At 67.2% G+C, this 17,774-nt stretch carries 17 protein-coding genes; 9 read left to right on the top strand and 8 right to left on the bottom strand.

Going from position 1 to position 17,774, the window contains the following annotated elements; all coding sequences use genetic code 11:
* The first annotated feature begins 3 nt into the window (after window positions 1–3).
* Window positions 4–870, top strand: coding sequence for an AraC family transcriptional regulator (locus EV650_RS07365; RefSeq protein ID WP_238174061.1), 867 nt, complete (start codon window positions 4–6; stop codon window positions 868–870).
* Window positions 871–882: 12 nt separating this feature from the next.
* The gene (locus tag EV650_RS07360) at window positions 883–1,071 is read left to right on the top strand and encodes a hypothetical protein (RefSeq protein WP_134116646.1); all 189 of its coding nucleotides are present in this window, start codon (window positions 883–885) and stop codon (window positions 1,069–1,071) included.
* Here EV650_RS07360 and EV650_RS07355 read toward each other — a convergent pair.
* Window positions 1,068–1,856, bottom strand: a complete 789-nt coding sequence (locus EV650_RS07355) for an oxidoreductase (RefSeq protein ID WP_134116644.1) — start codon at window positions 1,854–1,856, stop codon at window positions 1,068–1,070. The genes EV650_RS07360 and EV650_RS07355 overlap by 4 nt on opposite strands.
* A gap of 112 nt (window positions 1,857–1,968) precedes the next feature.
* Between EV650_RS07355 and EV650_RS07350 the strand changes: the two genes are divergently transcribed.
* Together EV650_RS07350 and EV650_RS07345 are read left to right on the top strand one after the other, a co-directional pair.
* Window positions 1,969–2,529 carry a DJ-1/PfpI family protein gene (locus tag EV650_RS07350; RefSeq protein ID WP_134116642.1) on the top strand — a complete coding sequence of 187 codons (561 nt, stop codon included), beginning with the start codon at window positions 1,969–1,971 and terminating at the stop codon, window positions 2,527–2,529.
* A gap of 112 nt (window positions 2,530–2,641) precedes the next feature.
* Window positions 2,642–3,445 (top strand): class I SAM-dependent methyltransferase, encoded by an 804-nt coding sequence (locus EV650_RS07345; protein WP_134116640.1) that lies wholly within the window; start codon window positions 2,642–2,644, stop codon window positions 3,443–3,445.
* Here the strand turns inward: EV650_RS07345 and EV650_RS07340 are convergent.
* Genes EV650_RS07340 through EV650_RS07325 form a run of 4 tightly spaced genes read right to left on the bottom strand, consistent with a single transcriptional unit; the run spans window position 3,429 to window position 7,236 of the window.
* Entirely contained in the window at window positions 3,429–4,676 is a 1,248-nt protein-coding gene (locus tag EV650_RS07340) for a COG4705 family protein (RefSeq protein ID WP_134116638.1), read from the bottom strand. The two genes, EV650_RS07345 and EV650_RS07340, sit on opposite strands and share 17 nt — an antisense overlap.
* A gap of 46 nt (window positions 4,677–4,722) precedes the next feature.
* Complete coding sequence (locus EV650_RS07335; RefSeq protein ID WP_134116636.1) at window positions 4,723–5,958, bottom strand: sensor histidine kinase; 1,236 nt, start codon at window positions 5,956–5,958, stop codon at window positions 4,723–4,725.
* The gene (locus tag EV650_RS07330) at window positions 5,949–6,602 is read right to left on the bottom strand and encodes a response regulator transcription factor (protein ID WP_134116634.1); all 654 of its coding nucleotides are present in this window, start codon (window positions 6,600–6,602) and stop codon (window positions 5,949–5,951) included. Before EV650_RS07330 ends, EV650_RS07335 begins: the two co-directional genes overlap by 10 nt.
* Window positions 6,580–7,236 carry a phosphatase PAP2 family protein gene (locus EV650_RS07325; RefSeq protein ID WP_134116632.1) on the bottom strand — a complete coding sequence of 219 codons (657 nt, stop codon included), beginning with the start codon at window positions 7,234–7,236 and terminating at the stop codon, window positions 6,580–6,582. The genes EV650_RS07330 and EV650_RS07325 overlap by 23 nt, the downstream gene beginning before the upstream one ends.
* A gap of 127 nt (window positions 7,237–7,363) precedes the next feature.
* Here EV650_RS07325 and EV650_RS07320 point away from each other — a divergent pair, with 127 nt between their 5' ends.
* From EV650_RS07320 to EV650_RS07310, 3 genes are all read left to right on the top strand, one after another.
* Complete coding sequence (locus EV650_RS07320; protein WP_134116630.1) at window positions 7,364–7,555, top strand: hypothetical protein; 192 nt, start codon at window positions 7,364–7,366, stop codon at window positions 7,553–7,555.
* A 143-nt stretch (window positions 7,556–7,698) separates the two neighbouring features.
* Complete coding sequence (locus EV650_RS07315; RefSeq protein ID WP_134116628.1) at window positions 7,699–8,895, top strand: heavy-metal-associated domain-containing protein; 1,197 nt, start codon at window positions 7,699–7,701, stop codon at window positions 8,893–8,895.
* A gap of 21 nt (window positions 8,896–8,916) precedes the next feature.
* The gene (locus EV650_RS07310; protein WP_134116626.1) at window positions 8,917–9,942 is read left to right on the top strand and encodes a phosphotransferase family protein; all 1,026 of its coding nucleotides are present in this window, start codon (window positions 8,917–8,919) and stop codon (window positions 9,940–9,942) included.
* 4 nt (window positions 9,943–9,946) lie between these two features.
* On the opposite strand, the gene EV650_RS07305 is transcribed toward EV650_RS07310, so the two are convergent.
* Together EV650_RS07305 and EV650_RS07300 are read right to left on the bottom strand one after the other, a co-directional pair.
* Window positions 9,947–12,169 (bottom strand): heavy metal translocating P-type ATPase, encoded by a 2,223-nt coding sequence (locus EV650_RS07305; protein ID WP_134116624.1) that lies wholly within the window; start codon window positions 12,167–12,169, stop codon window positions 9,947–9,949.
* Window positions 12,166–14,133 carry a cytochrome c oxidase assembly protein gene (locus EV650_RS07300; protein WP_134116622.1) on the bottom strand — a complete coding sequence of 656 codons (1,968 nt, stop codon included), beginning with the start codon at window positions 14,131–14,133 and terminating at the stop codon, window positions 12,166–12,168. Before EV650_RS07300 ends, EV650_RS07305 begins: the two co-directional genes overlap by 4 nt.
* Window positions 14,134–14,243: 110 nt before the next feature.
* On the opposite strand from EV650_RS07300, the gene EV650_RS07295 reads away from it, so the two are divergent.
* Entirely contained in the window at window positions 14,244–14,759 is a 516-nt protein-coding gene (locus EV650_RS07295; RefSeq protein WP_134116619.1) for a DUF5134 domain-containing protein, read from the top strand.
* On the opposite strand, the gene EV650_RS07290 is transcribed toward EV650_RS07295, so the two are convergent.
* Window positions 14,752–16,098, bottom strand: coding sequence for a dihydrolipoyl dehydrogenase family protein (locus tag EV650_RS07290; protein ID WP_134116617.1), 1,347 nt, complete (start codon window positions 16,096–16,098; stop codon window positions 14,752–14,754). The genes EV650_RS07295 and EV650_RS07290 overlap by 8 nt on opposite strands.
* 194 nt (window positions 16,099–16,292) lie before the next feature.
* Here EV650_RS07290 and EV650_RS07285 point away from each other — a divergent pair, with 194 nt between their 5' ends.
* Window positions 16,293–17,762 carry an MFS transporter gene (locus EV650_RS07285; protein ID WP_134116615.1) on the top strand — a complete coding sequence of 490 codons (1,470 nt, stop codon included), beginning with the start codon at window positions 16,293–16,295 and terminating at the stop codon, window positions 17,760–17,762.
* Window positions 17,763–17,774 lie beyond the last annotated feature (12 nt).

Raw genomic sequence — 17,774 nt, 5'->3', positions numbered from 1 at the left:
TACGTGCCGTCGGCCGGAGCATTACCCGCTTGGGCGTGGTCGGACGTGGATGTCGCCGTACCGCGTCCGTCGCGGCTGCCTGGCGTCACGATGGCCGGCTTCCGTCAGCGTGCCCGTGCGTTCGGGGACATCGCCATGGTCGCGCATCCGTCGGTCTCGCTGTTCATCGAGCTGAGCGACGGCGAAGGCTTGGCGTACGACGTTGCCGGCCAGTCGCGGCGCGGTAGCGTCGTGCTCGGGCTGCTGCCAGGCCAGGTGAGGGCGGCCGGTTGTACGACGGTCAACTGTCTTCAGATCAGGCTCGAGCCGATTGTCGCGGCCGCGGTCTTCGGCGTAACCACCGGCGCGGTCGTAGCTCTCGAGGACCTCTGGGGCCGCGATGCCGAGCGCGCCGAGCAGAGGCTCCGCGCAGCCACGTCCTGGGACGAACGTTTCAACGTCGCGGAGGAGATCCTCGGCGCACGGCTCAGCACGCGCACCTCGGTCGATCCGGAGGTCGCTCACGTATGGCGGCGTACGTTCGCGAGTCGCGGGCGGGTGCGCGTGGACGGGCTGGCGGATGAGGTCGGGTGGAGTCGCAAGCGGTTGTGGTCGCGATTCCGGTCGCAGCTCGGGATCACACCCAAACGCGCTGCTCAGCTGATGCGGTTCGACCACGCCGCGCATCTGCTCGCGGCGGGTCATGCCGCCGGTCGCGTTGCCAGCGAGAGCGGGTACGTCGATCAGTCCCACCTGCACCGCGACGTGAAAGCCTTCACCGGTCTGACCCCAACGGCGGTGGCCGAAGCGCCATGGCTCGCGATCGATGACGTTGCTTGGCCCGGGTCGGCGTCGCGGGGCAGACTGGTCAACGGTCGCTCACATCCCTGAAAGCGGGCAACGATGGCTGTTCTCACCAAAGCTGAGGCGCTGCGGATCATTCGGCGCGCGTACGGACCCGAGACCGCCGATCGGATCGCGGAACATCTGCCGGATCAGATCGATCCCGACACCGACGCGGACGCGCAGCTGCTAGGCAGACTCGGCCTGACCCGAGACGGCCTCGCCAATGCAATGGGTGGCGAACTCTAGAGAGTCTGGATCAGCCCGCCGTCGATGACGATGTCGCTGCTGGTCAGGTTGCCGAGTCGGTCGGTGGCGAGCAGCGTGACCAGGTCGGCCACCTCCTGCGGGTAGGTGAATCGGCCGGTCACGCCTTGGGCGGCTTGCTCCTTGACTACCTCCTCCGGATCACGGCCCGCTGCGCGGCTGACGGTGGCGGCGACGCCTTTGTCTCCGAGCCAGAGGTCGGTCTGGACCGGGCCTGGGCTGACCCAGTTGACTCGCACCCCGCGCGGTCCGAACTCCTTCGACAACGACTTGCAGAAGTTGCTGAGGGCGGCCTTCGCCGCGCTGTAGTCCAGCACGCCGGGGTCCGGCAGGAGAGCGTTGACCGAGCTGACGGTCACGATCGACGACGTCGGATTCGCCAGCAGATGGGGGAGCGCGGCGCGCGTGGTGCGGACCGCCGCGAGGAAGTTGATCGTCAGAGACCACTCCCACTCTGCGTCGTCGATCGCCAGGAAGCCATCGAGTCGCGGCCGTACGCCGCCGACGTTGTTCACCAGAATGTCGATCCGGCCAAGCCCTTCGGAAGCAGCGGCCACCAGTGCCGCAGGTCCGTCAGGTGTGGTCAGATCGACCTCGAAGGACCGTACGTCGTGGGATCGCGTCAACTCGTCGAGTTCCTTGCTCCCGGATCGTGCGCCGGCGACGACCGTCACGCCTTCCTCGGCCAGCGTCCGGGCGATGGCCAGTCCGATCCCTTTGCTCGCGCCGGTGACCACGGCGACCTTGCCGTTGAGCCCCAAGTCCATGTCTGCCTCCAGTGAGAGCCGGGATCCGGCATCAGGCTACGGGTCTTGACCGGGGTTGGATGCGGGCAGAGGCTGGCGGTGTGGATGGGGTGGCCGACAAGGAGGCTGTGTGATGGCGAAAGTTCTGATTCTTACGGGGGATGCCGCGGAAGATCTCGAGGTGTTCTATCCCTATCAGCGGTTGCTGGAGGAGGGGTACGAAGTCCACGTTGCTGCGCCTGAGGTGAAGAAGCTGCAGTTCGTGGTGCATGACTTCGTGGACGGGTTCGACACCTACACCGAGAAGCTGGGGCATACCTGGCCGGCCGATATCGCGTTCGCCGATGTGGATCCGGCGGACTACGTCGCGTTGGTGATTCCGGGTGGGCGCGCGCCGGAGTACATCCGGAACGACGCTGATTGCCTACGGATCGTGAAGCACTTCTACGGCGAATCGAAGCCGGTCGCGCAGCTGTGTCACGGACCGCTGCTCGCGGCCGCCGCGGGTGTGCTGAACGGGCGGAAGACGTCGGCGTACCCGGCGCTCGCGGTCGACATCCGGGCCGCCGGAGCGGAATGGGTCGACGGTGACGCGGTCGTCGACGGCAACGTGGTCTCGGGCCGCGCCTGGCCGGATCATCCGAGCTGGATGCGCGCTTTCATGGCCGTCCTGAAGGAGCACGCACCGGCGTAAGTCGGGCGAATCGGGTGCTGACCAGCCATGCCAGTGGTCTGCTGAGTGATCCACTGGTCTGGCTGGTTCTGCTCTAGAGTTCCAGTTAGGAACTCACTCGCAAAGGAGCATGATGAGCCCCGAATCCCAGACCTTCGAGCGACCCGCGGACCGGTCCGACGGCAGTGCAGGTGATGCCGACTACGGACGGATCGGCGCCGGGTACACGACGTACCGCCAGCCTGATCCCGAGATCGCCGCCGCGGTGCGTGCCGCTCTCGGCAACGCGCGGACGTTGCTGAACGTCGGCGCCGGTGCCGGCTCGTACGAACCTGTCGACCTCGACGTGGTCGCGGTCGAACCGTCTGCGCAGATGCGTGCCCAGCGGCCGGCCGGGCTGGTCGAAGCGATCGACGCGACCGCCGAGGACCTTCCGTTCCCGGACGGCGCGTTCGACGCCGCGATGGCCAGCTTCACCGTCCACCAGTGGTCCGACCTGAACGCCGGGCTGGCCGAGGTACGCCGAGTCACCACCGGGCCCGTCGTCGTACTGACCGGTGAACCGACGCTGCTGCAGCGGTTCTGGTTGTACGACTACGCGCCCGAGGTGATCGACACCGAAGCTCGCCGCTACCCGCCGTCGGAGACGATCGCGGCAGGCCTGGGCGGCGGCAAGGTCGAGCTGCTCCCGATCCCGCTGCACTGCACCGACGGCTTCGGCGAGGCGTACTACGGAAGGCCAGAACGACTCCTCGACCCAGGGGCCCGCAAAGCCAACTCAGCCTGGAGCTTCGTCGCCCCAGAGGTCCATGAACGCTTCGAGACCGACCTCGGCCGCGACCTGGCCGACGGCACCTGGGACAAGAAGTACGGCCACCTCCGCACCCAACCCCACTTCGAGGGATCCCTAGTCATGATCGTCAGCCCAGTGTCGTGAGGAGCGCCTGAATGGCCTGCTTCTCGGCGGTCGGGTCCTTCGTGTCCCGGACCGAGCTGAAGAGCGCGTCGTTCTGGCTGTCGATGTAGTCCCAGGCCCTGCCGTCAAGGGGTTTGAGCGTGGACTCGTCGTCGTCCCAGGCCGTCTCGTAGGCGTTGACGGCCGTGTTTAGTCCGGCCTGGTCGCCCTTCCCGAGGTCGGCGTTCATGGTCCCGACGAGCGTGCGGAACTGAGTGACGTCGGCCTTCGGGAAGTGCGCGGTCGCCTCCGCCGACGACATGTGCACGTTCGCCTCCGCCGGGTTGGGACCTTCACCTTCGGCGGCGGCGTTCGCATGCGGTTGTGCTGACGCCCAGTTGAGCAGGATGCCGGCCGCGATGGTCGCGGCGGCCATGACGCCGACGAGTGGCCACTCCCGCTTCCGCTGGTGGTACTTCGCGGTGCGCTCGTGAGTCTCGATTACGTCCTTCTTCGTCAGCGTGAGGTACACAACGGTCGCAAGGATCGCGCTCAGGAAGATGATGCTGGTGACCAGAGTCCCGAGGCCGAGACCTTGGTCGGGGACCTTGGGGGAGGCCAGCCAGTCGCCGAGGTTTGCACCGAGCGGGCGGGTGAGGATGTACGCGAGCCAGAACGCCAGGACCGGATTCGCGCCCAGTCGCCAGCAGCCGACGATGATTGCGATCAGGGCGAGAGGGAGCAGGACCGAGACGCCAGGGCTCCAGCCGGTCAGCTCGAGAGTCCAGTCGCCGGCCGCAGTGCCGAGCGCGAAAGTGACGAGGACGGCGAGCCAGTAGAACGCCTCCCGGGGACGGCTCACGATGCTGTGGATCGAGAGCGTGCGCTCGCGCGCCCACCAGATACCGAACACGACAACGAGCGCCACTGTGAACACCGACGTACTGATCCACAGCGGTACGCCGAGTTGGTCGGTCAGGATGTCCGTGTACAGCGTGCCAGTCACGCTGACGACCACGACCGTCAGCCAGTACGCGGCCGGCCGGTAGCGGGACGTGCTCACCTGCCAGGCCAGCACCGCGGCGAAGACCACGGTGAAGATGATCGCGGTGTTGACCAGCCCGACACCGAGCTGCATGTTGATCCAGTCCGCGAAGCTCTCGCCGACCGTGGTGCAGAGGATCTTGATCAGCCAGAACCAGACGGTGACCTCAGGCACCTTGTTCAGCAGCACCCGAGCTGCGGCTGGACGGGATGCGGTATTGGTTGTCATGCCCGCCACCCTTGCGTGAAGCACCTGCACGCAACCTGACTGTCGATCAGGCCCGCGGGAACCGGACCTCGACGTGCCCACGGCCGTCGGCCACAGCTCGTACGCCGAGCCCAGTCGCGGCCGCAATTCGACGTACCACTGCCAGTCCGAGCCCATGACCGTCCGAGCCGCTGTGACCTGGCGCGAACGCGCTCTCCAGCTCGTCGGGCTCGAAGCCGGGGCCGTCGTCGAGGACGTGGACGAAAACGCTCTTGCCGGATGCCTCGACCTGCAAGGAGACCGTCGTTCGAGCGTGGCGGGTGGCGTTGTCGAGCAAAGGCGTCAGAACGGCCGCGACGACATCGGCCGGTACGGCGACCTCGACCTCTTCCGGCTGGTCGAGCTGCGCGGCGCCAAGCTGTCGCAGGGCGGCTGACAGTCGGCAGGACGCCTCGCCGTACATCCGCGACCGAGCCGCGTCGAGGATCGTGCCGGCGGCGTTGCTGAGGCGGTCGGTTTCGGCGAGGACGAGTTGCGGGTCGACCTGGTCTCCTGAGAGTTCGGCCAGTTGTGCCTCGCCGCGCAGTACCGTCAACGGCGTTCGGAGTTCGTGGGCGATCTCGTCGGTCAGCCGGCGTTCGTCGGCGATGGTGTCCGAGACGCGGTCGAGGAGCCGGTCGAAGGTTTGCGCCAGCTCGCCGAACTCGTCCCGCGGTGGACCCAGCCCGAAGCGACGGTCGGGGTCGTGATCGCCCCACTCGTCGGCGAGCGCGGACATTCGATGGACCACCCGCAGCGCGCGGCTGACGCCGAGGTAGGTGACGCCGCCCGAGACCACGATCGCGAGGGCGCCGAGTACCAGCGACATCAGCAGGCTGCGCTGCTCCGAGCTCTCGTACGGCGTGAGGTCCACCGTTACAACGACCGTTGCCCCGTGCACCGGTTCGGCGTACAGCAAGGAGCGGCCCGTCGTGACGAACTGGTTCCTACCGGTCTTGCCCAGCCGGTCGACGATCGCGGCCGTGGTCGGATGCAGAACGCCGTCGACGAGACGGCCGTCGGCATAGACCCAGGCGACTGTGTCGAAGGCGTCGCCGGTTCCTTCGACGAGCCGGATCTTGCCGTTCACCTCCTCGACGGTGGCGGCGACGGCCTCGGCTCGAGTGCGTGCCAGCGTGCGAGTGTCCGCCTCGGTCGCGCGGCTGAGCAGGACATGGCTGAGGATCACGAGGACGGCGACCACCAGCGTCGCGGTCAGGACTGCCAGTGAGACGATTCGACCGCGGAAGCCGGTCAGTCCCATCGGTACCCGACTCCACGCACGGTCGCGACGCGGCTGGCGATCCCGAGCCGGTCGAGCTTGACGCGTAGTCGCCGAAGGTAGGAGTCGAGGGTGTTCTCGCTGACGTACGCGCCGTGCGGCCAGCCGGTCGCGATCAGCGCATGCCGGCGGACGACCTCTCCGGGCGCGGAGATCAATCGGCCGAGCAGCCGGAACTCGGTCGGCGTGAGCGCCTCGCCGTTCGTGCCCCGGCGTACCTGATGGCTGGTGGGGTCGAGAACGACCTCGTCGACGGTGACCGCGATGGTTGTCCGACGCAACAAAGCCCGAACCCGGACCAGCAGCTCAGGTAGGTCGAACGGCTTGGTCAGATAGTCATCCGCCCCGGCCTCGAATCCACTGACCTTGTGATGCATGCCGCCCAACGCAGTCAGCATCAGCACCGGTGCATCCACCCCATGCGCACGCAACGCCAGGCACACGTCCCGCCCATCGGCATCAGGCAGTCCGATGTCCAGTACGACGAGCTGCGGAGCGGGCTCGAGCTGCCCAAGCAGTCCGGACCCGGTCGACGTAGCAACAACCGAGTGACCGTCCCCCTCCAAAGCCCGCCGAAGAACGCCGCGCAACGCACGGTCGTCCTCACAAACCGCGATCGACGCCATGCTTCAACTGGGTGACGCTTGCGAGCAGACACAGCCAGGTGACGGCAACGATCCAACCGGCCAGCACGTCCGTACCCCAGTGGTATCCGAGATAGATACGACTCATTCCCATCGCCAGGCTCAGCACAACCGCCGAGACGACAGCTGCAATCTTCGACGTACGGCGTACCTCCGCCGACCAGACAATGGCCGCGAGCAGCGCGAAGAACACCGTCGAGCTCAGCGTGTGCCCTGACGGAAACGAGAACCCAGTGTCGATCGGTCCCAGCACGAAGCCGGCGCCTGGACGATGTCGTCCGATCAACACCTTGAGGATGTAGGTGAGCGCGCCGGCTCCGCCCATCCCGAGGGCGAGCAGAGCCGGCGGTTGCCAGCGCCTGGTTCGGATCCAGAGGCCGAGGGCAACAAGTGCCGTCAGCAACAACAGGACAGGAACATTGCCGACGAACGAGATGCCCTGGGCAACATCTGTCAGGCTGGGGGTACGGCGTGCAACGAAGTCGGCTGTCAGTTGCGGATCGAAAGCCGCGAGGCCGTCACCTTCCTCGGCGGCGTCCGCGAGGCAGGCGAATCCAATCGCGCCAACCACCGAGACGACCAGCCCGAGCAGGGCGCGCGGCGTCAAGGCTTTCATCACCTGAGTCTCGCCGTCGCACACTGAGAGTCTCCTGAGTCACAGGATGGCCCGGGTGGTGAACCAAGTGCGGGTCGGGGCCGTGTGTAGCTGTGAGTGGCCGTCGCAGGACAAGGAGCCGAGCAGCATGAAGAAGTCTCTGTGGGTTGTCGTCGGTGGGGTGGTGGCAGTCCTGGGGCTGCTGTTCACCCTGCAGGGCACCAACGTGATTGGTGGCAGCGCGATGAGTGGCACCACCTTTTGGGCGGTGGCCGGTCCGATCATCTTCCTGATCGGCCTGGCGCTCGGCGCCGTCGGAATCAGAGGCCGACGCCGATAGTTGGCCGTCACTCTCGGTCCGGACGTGGAGCCTCCTACGGTTGTATACGACGCCTGACCCGACACGCGGTGTGACCACGCGCCACGAGTTTGGTTCCTAGACTTGATCCCGTAGGTGACGGTTGCCTGGGGGAGGTCGCAAGGATGTCGGCACTACCAGGCGGCCACTACGACCGCGCCGCCGCAGCCCGGCTCCTAGCGCGCGTCGCCGGTACGACGCCGTTCGGTCCGGTGGGGGAGTCGGTTGAGGGGCGGTTTCTTGGGGGTGTGCGGCGGATAGCGCCTGAGGTTGGTGCGCTTGAGACAGCTGACGGTGGTCGGCTGACGGAGCTGCAGCTTGAGTATGTGTGGACCCGGATGCGGCCGTGCACGCCGGAGCTCGTGGCCTCTGCGTCGTACTCGGTGAATTGGCGGGACAGCGACGGTGTCGCGAATGTGGCGCACTGCGGTCCGCTCGGCCCAGTTCTGCCCGTGGTTGCGCGTGAGGCGACGCTGGCGATGTGGCGGGCGTTGGCGGCGAACGACGACGTGATCGGTGCGGTTCTGTCGGATGCGGACCGCGCGATCATGGCCGCGACTACGACGGACAAGGATCCGGTGGAGATCCTTCGGGTCGGGATCGATACGACGGCGCGGGCGCTGGTGCAGCACGCGTACCTTGCGGACCAGACGCCGTATCGAAATGCAGCGGAGTTCGCGCGCGGACTGCGCGACTCGGGGATCTTCGCGGTCGTGGCGAACACCTGGTTCTGGGGACTGCAGTCATCGACGTTCCGCCGCGGGATGATCCCGGTGCGGCTCGTCACGCAGGACGACGGCACCGTGCGGTACGCCGGTGAGACGAGCGCAATGCTTCGGGCGATGAAAGACACCGCGATCGCCGACGCGCACGAGACGTTGCGGCGGGCAACGGTTGACGAAGGCCTGACCGTCGAGGAGGCGTTGCGGAAGTACGACGTACTGCTCGGGCAGATCTCTCGGCAGTACGCGCTGTTGCCGGCGGGACAGCTGCCGCGCTGCCTGGCCAACATGTCGGTGGACGGTGTCAGGATGCTGCCGGGTGTGGTGGACACGTTTGTGGAGACATTCGTTCAGTTGCTCGAACTGGTGGAGATTGAGGAGGCCGGCGTGGACACTGCGGACGAGGTTTTCGAGGTGCCGGACATGACGTGCTCGCACTGCACGAACACGATCACCGGTGTACTGGAGGCGCTCGGAGTACGGGTCGCGGGGATCGACCTGGACACGAAGGAGGTCGTCGCCGCGTTCCCGTCGGACGAGGTACGAGCGCAGAGCTTCGAGGCGATCCGCGGCCGCGGGTATACCGTCGTACCGCGCTAACCTCCCGACTGGAGCCGACACATGGATGACGAAACAGCCGTCGGTGCTGTCCTCGTCGCGACCCAGCTCAAGCGATTCAGGGAGGTCTGCGAGGTAGCGGGGCCGATCGAGCCGCGGTTCGAGGGGGCCACGAAGCATGTGCTGCTCGCCGACGATCGCGCGTTTCTGTTCCCTCGCAACCACACGATCGTCGGGCAACTCAAGCGCGAATGCGACGTCTACGCAACCGTCGACCACCCGCTCGTCTCGAAGCTGCTCGGCCGCTGGGACGATCCGGCGATCTCGCCGTACCCGTTCTTTGCTGTGGCTCGGCTCCGGGGCACCGTGCTCGGCGACCTGTCGCCCGAACAACTGCCAGCGCTCGCGGGACAGCTCGGATCGGCGCTCGCGGTGTGTCATGACATCAGCCTCGAGCGCGTCCCACGGCGCCTCTGGGCCAACGCCTGGTCGGAACCGCCAACGGCACCACCGACCGCGGCCGACTGCTACTCCCCGCTCCGCGAACTGGCCGGCTACTCGCCTTTCCGCGACCTCGCGGACGCGGAGCGATTCGTCCCTCTCAGCGAACTGGGCGGTGCGGAGCGACTCGTCGAAGCAGTCGCACCTTCCGCCGGTCCGGCAGCGCGAACGACGTTGCTCGAAGCCCTCGAAGCTGTCGACTTAATGGACCCGGTCCTTGCCCACAGCGACCTGTACGAGCGCCACCTACTGCTCGACGAATCCGGGACGTTGAACGGAATTCTCGACTGGGGGTTCGGAGGTGTCCTGTCTCCTCTTGTCGACTTCACCTGCAGCCAGTGGGACAGCGCGAGTTGGGCCGCCGAGCGGTCCTACGGTGACCTCCGTCGGCACCTCTGGACGGCGTACGCCGAACATCGTGCAGTGCCGCTGCCGAGTTGGGAGCAGATCCATCTCGCTCTGACCACGTTCGACATCGTTGCGCTGGCACCCGAGACAAAGACCCACTACTACTGGCAGAAGAGCGCCGAGTGGCAAGCCGCTCGCCGGGCCGCGGCGCGAGACTGCCTGCAGGTGCTGCTCGAGTAGGCGGCTAGTCGGGATCGGTGCCGAAGTCGCGAAGGCGGAGGCTGTTGTAGGTGACGAACAGGGACGACAGCGACATCGCGGCTGCCGCGACGAGTGGGTTGAGCAGGCCGGCGGCGGCGATCGGTACTGCGGCGACGTTGTAGCCGAACGCCCAGATCAAGTTGCGGTGAATTGTCTGGCGAGTACGGCGGGCCAGGGCGACGGCGTCCGGGATCACCCGAAGGTCGTCGCGGACGAGGATGATGTCAGCCGACTTGAGCGCGATGTCAGTCCCGGTGACGACGGCTAACCCGAGGTCGGCAGTTGCGAGCGCCGCGGCGTCGTTGATCCCGTCACCAACCATCGCCACGCGGTGCCCGTCAGCCCGCAACTGCTCAATCACAGCCGCCTTGTCCGCGGGCAGAACCCCGGCCCGAACGTCGTCAATCCCAAGCGCCCCAGCAACCGACCGCGCAACCACCTCACTGTCCCCAGTCAGCAGAATCGTCCGCAGCTTCTGACGGTGCAACGTCTCAACGGCAGCAGCCGCACTAGCCCGCAACCGATCAGCAACACCGAACCAACCCACCACCCGCCCATCCACCGCCACATAAACAACCGACGCATTTGATGGGGCGGAGTCGGGGAGTGGTGCGATGCCTTCCGTCTGTAGGAGCGTGCGGTTGCCGACGGTGACTTGGTGGCCGTTGACTTTGCCGGTTGCGCCTTGGCCGGGGTGGACTTTGAAGTGGGTGACGGGGGCGGGGGTGATGCTGTCGGTGGTGGCTCGGCGTTCGATGGCTCGGGCTATTGGGTGTTCGGAGTTGTGTTCGATGGAGGCGACGTACCGGAGGAGGTCGTGCTCGGAGAGGTCGGCGGTTGGCGTGATGCTTTCGACCACGAGCTCGCCGGTGGTGAGGGTGCCGGTCTTGTCGAGGACGATGGTGTCGATGACTCCGCTGGCCTCGAGTGCGTCCTGACCTTTGATCAGGATCCCGAGCGTCGCGCCGTGGCCGATGCCGACCATCAGTGCGGTCGGCGTGGCCAGTCCGAGCGCGCACGGGCAGGCGATCACCAGAACCGAGATGCCGACGCCCACCGCTTGCTGGACCGACGCACCCGAGAGGATCCATGCGACCGTGACGGCGATCGCGAGGCCGATGACTGACGGGACGAACCAGACGATGATCCGGTCGACCGTGTGCTGGATGCGGGCCTTGCGCTCCTGAGCCTGCTCAGCGACCGCGGCCATCTGAGCGAGCTGGGTATGCGCCCCAACGGCGGTCGCGGTCAGGACCAGCCGGCCGTCCGTGCTGATCGTGCCGCCGATCACCGAATCGCCGGCCCGCACGCTGCGCGGCAGCGGCTCACCTGTGACAACGCTGGTATCGACAGCCGCGGTCCCTTCCACGACGGTGCCGTCGACCGGGACGATCTCGCCGGCCTTGACGATGACGACGTCGCCCTTGACGACCTGCCCAGTCGGTACGTCGACCTCGGCGCCATCCCGTCGTACCCGCGCCGTCGGTGTCGCCAACCGGCTCAACGCCCCGAAGACATCCGCGGCACGTCGGCGCGACCGGGTCTCGAAGTACCGGCCGGCCAACTGAAAGACGGTCATCCCGGCCGCGACATCGAGGTACAGAGCGCCGGTGTCGAGCGGGATCGAGGACAGCCCGGGCCAATGGCTGCCGCTCGAAGTCGATGCCCCGGGCCACAACACCGAGACAGCAGCCCACCCGAACGACACGGCGATCCCGAGCGAGACCAGCGTGTCCATGCTGACGGCGCGATGGCGGAGGTTGCGGATCGTGGCGCGATGAAACGGGTACGCCGCCCAAGTCACCACCGGCAGCGCGACGAGCAGTGAAACGATCTCCCAACCAGGGAAGCGGAACGACGGTACTGCGGCCAACACGATCGTCGCGTCCATCAGCGGAATCGCCAGCAGGATCGCGACGATCATCCGGCGGCGCAGCGCGGTGACACGTTTGACCGTCAGCTGCTCGGCAAGCTCGTCGGCGGACTCCGGATCGCGAAGGATGGCGTCGTACCCGGCGCGATCGACTGCGTTGCTGGCACGGTCGGCCAGGTCTGGTCCGGTGCCCGTGACGATCGCGCGTTCAGTGGCGTAGTTGACGCTGGCGGTGACGCCGTCGAGTTTGTTCAGGGCACGCTCGACCCGGTTGGCGCAGGCGGCGCAAGTCATCCCGCCGACCAGTAGTTCGACCGTGCTTGCTTGCGTCATCGGGGTTCCTTGGTGGTCCGGGTAGCCAGCCGTTCGAGCATCTCGTTGTAGGCGTCGTACGAATCGTCGAGGCCGCTGTCGAGGTGACGGTCGATGCGTTTGGCCGCCTTGCTGTCCTGGACCGCCCACTGCAGCGCGAGTACGACGACAACGATCAGGAGCGGGATCTCGCCGCCGGCCCAAGCGATCCCACCCGCTGTGTGCTGGGTGCCGGCGAGGTCCGTCTTCCAGGGCAGCTCGAGGTGCTGGTAGAACGAGTCGCCGATGATCGCGCCGTCAGACATCAGGATCACGCCGAAGAACGCATGGAACGGCATCGCCGCGAACAGGAAGCCGAGCTTCGCCAAGGACGGCAGCTTCCGCGGCGTCTGGTCGACGCCGATGACGAGTCCGAAGTACAGGCAACCGACGAGCAGGAAGTGCACGTTCATCAGTTGGTGCGCCCAATGGAACTTCATCAGAGTGCCGAAGGCGTTGGTGAAGTAGAGCCCGTAGTACGAACCGATGTAGATGCCGAAGACAAGCAACGGGTGATAGAGCGCCTTCAATGGGCGCGAGTGGAGGACGGCCACGATCCACTCGTGCGGCCCGGGCTGAGCGCCGGCCGGGAGCGCCTTGAGGGCGAGCGTGAGTGGCCCACCGAGGACGAGCGGAATCGGGATCAGCATGCTCAACGCCATGTGCATCGCCATGTGTACGGCGAAGTCCGCGCCGGAGTACTTCCCGAGTCCTGAGCTGGTCACCGCGACGACCAGCACCCAGCCTATGAGCCAGGCGATGGTCCGGCCGAGCGGCCAAGGCTCGCCGCGTCGATGCAGCCTGCGGACGCCGGCGAGGTAGCTCGCCACGGCTAGTACGGCGGCGGTCGCCAACAGCAGGTTGGGTCGCCATTGCCCGACGAGCGAGGCGAAGCTTGGTCGGCTGGTCAGGTCGAACCCGAAGAAGATCTGGCTGATCGACGTCGGTACGAAGAACTGTGGCGGCGGGATCCTGGTCATTGCGATGCCGCAGGCAACAAAGACCGCCGCGCCGCCAGTGAGCAGGACGCCCCCGGCCGACAGTTTGCTGCGGGCAACGGCGTACATGCCGACGGCAACAAGGCCCAAGGCCGCGAGCCGGGCCAGTGTCAGCCAGCCGGTCGCGGAGTTGAACGGCGATGAGCCCGCCATCTTGAACCAGAGCAGGACGGCCTCAGTCACGAAGAGGACGGCAAGCCCGCCAAGAGCGATGCCGCGCCAGTGGATGCGGTCGAGGACCCGGTTTCGCCGGCCCGTGGCCGTCCTGAGCGTCTGGACCACGATCAAACCGAGCAACAGTTGGGTGGCGACGGTCTGGTAGACGGCCGAGTCGCCGGCGAAGTCGTGCCGCGGGCCGACGAGGACCTGGCCGACCACGACCGGGGCGAGCGAACCGACGAGTGCGGCCCCGAGCGCGACCAGGTAGGCGACCCACCGAACGCTGATCACACTCGTGACCAACACGACGATCGCGGCCAGACAGTTGACCATCCAGGCCCGCCCGAAATCACCGGAGAACAGAGCGAACCGGAGCGCGCTCGGATCCAAGATCCGTCCGAGGGAGAGACCGTTCGAGTCGGCAGAGTCGAACGCGATCAGCAGTCCCGAGCTGATCACCCACACCGCGGCGGCCCGGCGTACGACGATCGGCTCGAACCACTCGGCGATCTCCAGTTGCCGGCGCGAACCCGCCTCGCGCACCGGACGCGCCTTGCCCGCGACCAGCGCCGACGCCAGCCCTCCGGCGGTCACCAGCGACGCCAGCTCCGCGATCGCCCGGACGAAAGTGGTGACCAGTCCGGTCAGCTGGCCCGGATAGTCACGGGAGATCGGCAGGTACCCGGCCGATCCCATCAGCCCGGTGGTGACCAGCGGTACGGCGATCACGAGTACGCCCAGCAGGACGACGTACCCGATCAGCCACCGCCGGTGGCGCGTCGTACCCACGTCACTCCTGATCGATTGGTTGCCATAACCCCCAATCAGTGACTACGAAGGACTGTCCGGAACAGTTCCCGGCCGTGGAACTTCTGGCGTGTTGCTGGAGTTAGAGGATCGTGCTGACTGGAGCCTGGACGGTCGTCCTGACCGTGGTCTTCGCCGCGACCGGGTTGTACTGCGTCTGGCGGTTGGCTGCGAGGCGGTCGCAAGGCCACGAGACCGTCGTCGACGTGAGCCATGTCCTGATGAGCCCGGCCATGCTCGTGATGCTGTGGTGGCCGATGGCATCGACCGGCAAATGGGCGCAGATCGCGGTCTTCGGCGGCCTGGCGGTCGTCTTCTTCCGCCACCTGTCCGGCTCCGACACCGTGCCCGAGCGAGCGGGCGCGATGGCTCACGCGGCGATGAGCCTGGGCATGGTGTGGATGCTGGTCGCCATGCCGCTCCTGATGTCAGGCGACGCCTGGACCACCCTGCTCAGCTGGGCAGCCGTCGGACTTCTCGCCATCACCGCGGGCTGGTGGCTGACCCATGCTGCTCGAGCCGCCGGCCATCGAGTGCTCTGCAGTTGCCACGCCGCCTCGTGCGCAGGCATGGCGACCATGCTGGCCCTCATGACCCCGGCTATCTGACGGCCAGCTGGCTCTCGAGGTCCCGGAGAGCCTGAAGGAAGGATTCAGAGAAGGTCGGGAACGGCTGGATGACGTCGAGGAGCACCGGAAGCGGCACCTCGGCGCGGATCGCCAGGGTCGCCTGCTGGAGCCACTCGCCGGCCTCGGGCCCGACTGCGTAGGCGCCGATGATCACTTTTCCGTCGGACACGAGCGTGAGGAAGCCGGGCTGAGTGTCGTACGAGCGCAGGTACGTCGCCGTGCGCGGCACGCCGGACAGCTGGACGGTGCTGACGTACGGTCCGTCCGCAGCGCCGACCGAGGCCGCCTGCGGGTAGCTGTAGACGACGCGCGGCACCGCCCGGTAGTCCGCAGTACGCGGAGTTCCTAGGATGTTGCTCGCGGCGACCCTGCCTTGGTACTCGCCGACGTGAGTCAGCTGCCACAGCCCGGTGACGTCGCCGATCGCCCAGAGATTCGGGCCGGCCGACAGCTTGTCGTCGACCGGGATGCCATGCGGATCGGCGACGATGCCGACCGTCTCCAGCCCGATGTCGTCGACGCGTGGCCGGCGGCCGGTCGCGACCAGGACGCGGTCGCTCTCGACCTGAGTCCCGTCGCTGAGGTCAATGACGTACGTCGCCCCGTCGAGCTGAACGCGCTCCACGCCGATACCGGTCCGTACGTCGACCTTGTCGGCGGTCAGCGCGACAGCGACCGCCTCGCCGACCGCTCGCGGTTCACGGGGCAGCAGATGATCGGCGCGTTCGACGAGTGTCACCGCCGTACCCATTCGTGCCAGCGCTTGACTCATCTCGACTCCGGTCGCGCCGCCGCCGAGCACGAGCAGGCGGTCCGGTACGTCGACGAGCCCGGTGACGTCCCGATTCGTCCACACACCAGGCACCTCGCGCAGTCCCGGAACGGGAGGAATGACGGGATCCGCGCCGCAGGCGATCACGATGTGCTCGGCGGTGTAGGTCCGGTCGTCCACGGCCACGGTGTGTGCGCCCGCGAGTCGGCCGTGGCCGCGCAGTACCTCGATGCCGACGCCCTTGGCCCAGGCCACCGCGCCGGCGTCGTCGTAGTTCGACACCATGAAGTCGCGCCACTCCAGGGCCGCACGCGTGTCGAGCGAGCCGGTCACGGCCTCCCGCGCACCTGGCGTGTCGAGAGCTTCGGCCAGCGCCTCGCCGGGTCGCAGCAGGGTCTTCGACGGGATGCAGGCCCAGTACGAACACTCGCCGCCGAGCAGTTCTCGCTCGACGACGGCAACCTTCGCGCCGCCCTTGGTCAGCGTCGCTGCACAGTGTTCACCCGGAGCACCGGCTCCGAGCACGATCACGTCGTAGTCACTCATCAGGGAGGTCCATTCCTCGCGCTCAGTCGAACCGGCGCATCCAGACTCGCCCCGGCCAGCGACCGCCCGGGCCAGGGAGTACCCCTGGTTCCACCCGACCAGGGACCGCCAGGGGTGCGGAAACCGTCCGCGGGCGCGATCGTGGATGCACCAACTCCCACCAGCCTGAGCTCGAACGCGGGAAGGCCGACGACATGAGCGAGCCTGCAGTGGCGGGGACCGGGTTGATCGCGCTGCGCGGGAGGGCCGGCGCTCTTCTGGTCACCGCGACGGTGCTGGCGTCGATGGTCGGCTTCATCGACGCGTACATGATCAATGTCGCGATCCCCGCGATCGGCCGCGATCTGGAGACCGGTGTTAGTGGGCTTCAGTGGGTGCTGACCGGCTACCTCGTCGCCGTCGCGTCGCTGCTTCTGCTGGCCGGGGCGCTGGCCGATCACTTCGGCTGGCGCCGAATTCTCGTCGCCGGGCTCATCGTCATGCTCGTCGCATCGTTGTGCTGCGCCGCGGCTCCGAACATCGGTGCATTGATCGCAGGGCGGGTGGTGCAAGGGGCGGGCGGGGCGCTGGTTGTGCCGAGCAGTCTCGCGTTGCTCAACGGGACCCTGAAGCAGGCGGACCGTGCCAAGGGGATCGGCGTCTGGGCCGGCCTGTCGACTCTTGGTACGACGCTTGGCCCGTACGGCGGAGGCTGGTTGATCGACCACGGCTCCTGGCGGTACGTGTTCCTCTTGAACTTCCCGCTGATCGCGGCCGCGTTGTGGGTACTGCGCGGCGTACCGGAGGTCACCCGGCCCCGGCGTCCGTTGTCGGTCGATCTCACCGGTGCTCTGCTGGCCGTGCTCGGATTGGGCGGCGTGATCTACGCACTGACCGCAGGATCCGCGTCAGGCTGGACCAGCGCGCCGGTCGTGGTGTCGGCTGTCGTCGGCGTCGTCTGCCTGGCCGCGCTGATTCCGGTCGAGCAACGACTGTCGGCGCCCATGTTGCGTACTGCGCTGTTCCGGATCAGGCAGTTCGTTGCCATCAACGCCGCGACTGTCCTCTTCTATGGGGCGTTGTCTGCGGCCAGCTACCTGGTTGTTCTGCAGTGCCAACTGCGGCTTGGCTACAGCGCGACCCAGGCGGGCGCGGCGCTGATTCCGGAGTCGGCCGTGTTCCTGCTGGTCTCGCCGTTCGTCGGCGGTCTGGTTGCCCGGGTCGGTACTCGCCTGCCGATGGCTGCCGGCATCCTGATCGTGGCCGGCGGGTTCGCTTGGCTGTCCGCGGCGCAGCCTGGCGAAAGCTATGTACGGGCGATTTTGCCCGGCGCACTGTTGTGGGGCCTGGGGATCGGACTGACCGTCGCTCCGCTGACAGCCGGCGTACTCGCTGCTGTCGATGATGCGGATCTCGGTGAGGCCTCGGCGATCAATGATGCGGCGTCCCGCGTCGGGGGCGTGGTCCTGATCGCGCTCGTTCCCGTGCTGCTGGGCGTCGGCGGCTCGGACGAGCTCGCCGGCCCGTTGGCGAACAGGTACCAGACGGCGATGCTCGTGATGGCAGGCCTGAGCGTCGTCGCCGCAGTGATCACGATGGTGTTCGTCGCGCGCGGTCGTCCGACGACCAGTCACCTCCCGGCGACACCTCGCGTGCACGGTTGCGCCGTACCGGTATCGACGTGAATTAGGAGAGCA

This window comes from Kribbella kalugense (assembly GCF_004365875.1).
Classification (GTDB): domain Bacteria; phylum Actinomycetota; class Actinomycetes; order Propionibacteriales; family Kribbellaceae; genus Kribbella; species Kribbella kalugense.
This window is presented reverse-complemented; position numbering and strand designations above follow the sequence as displayed.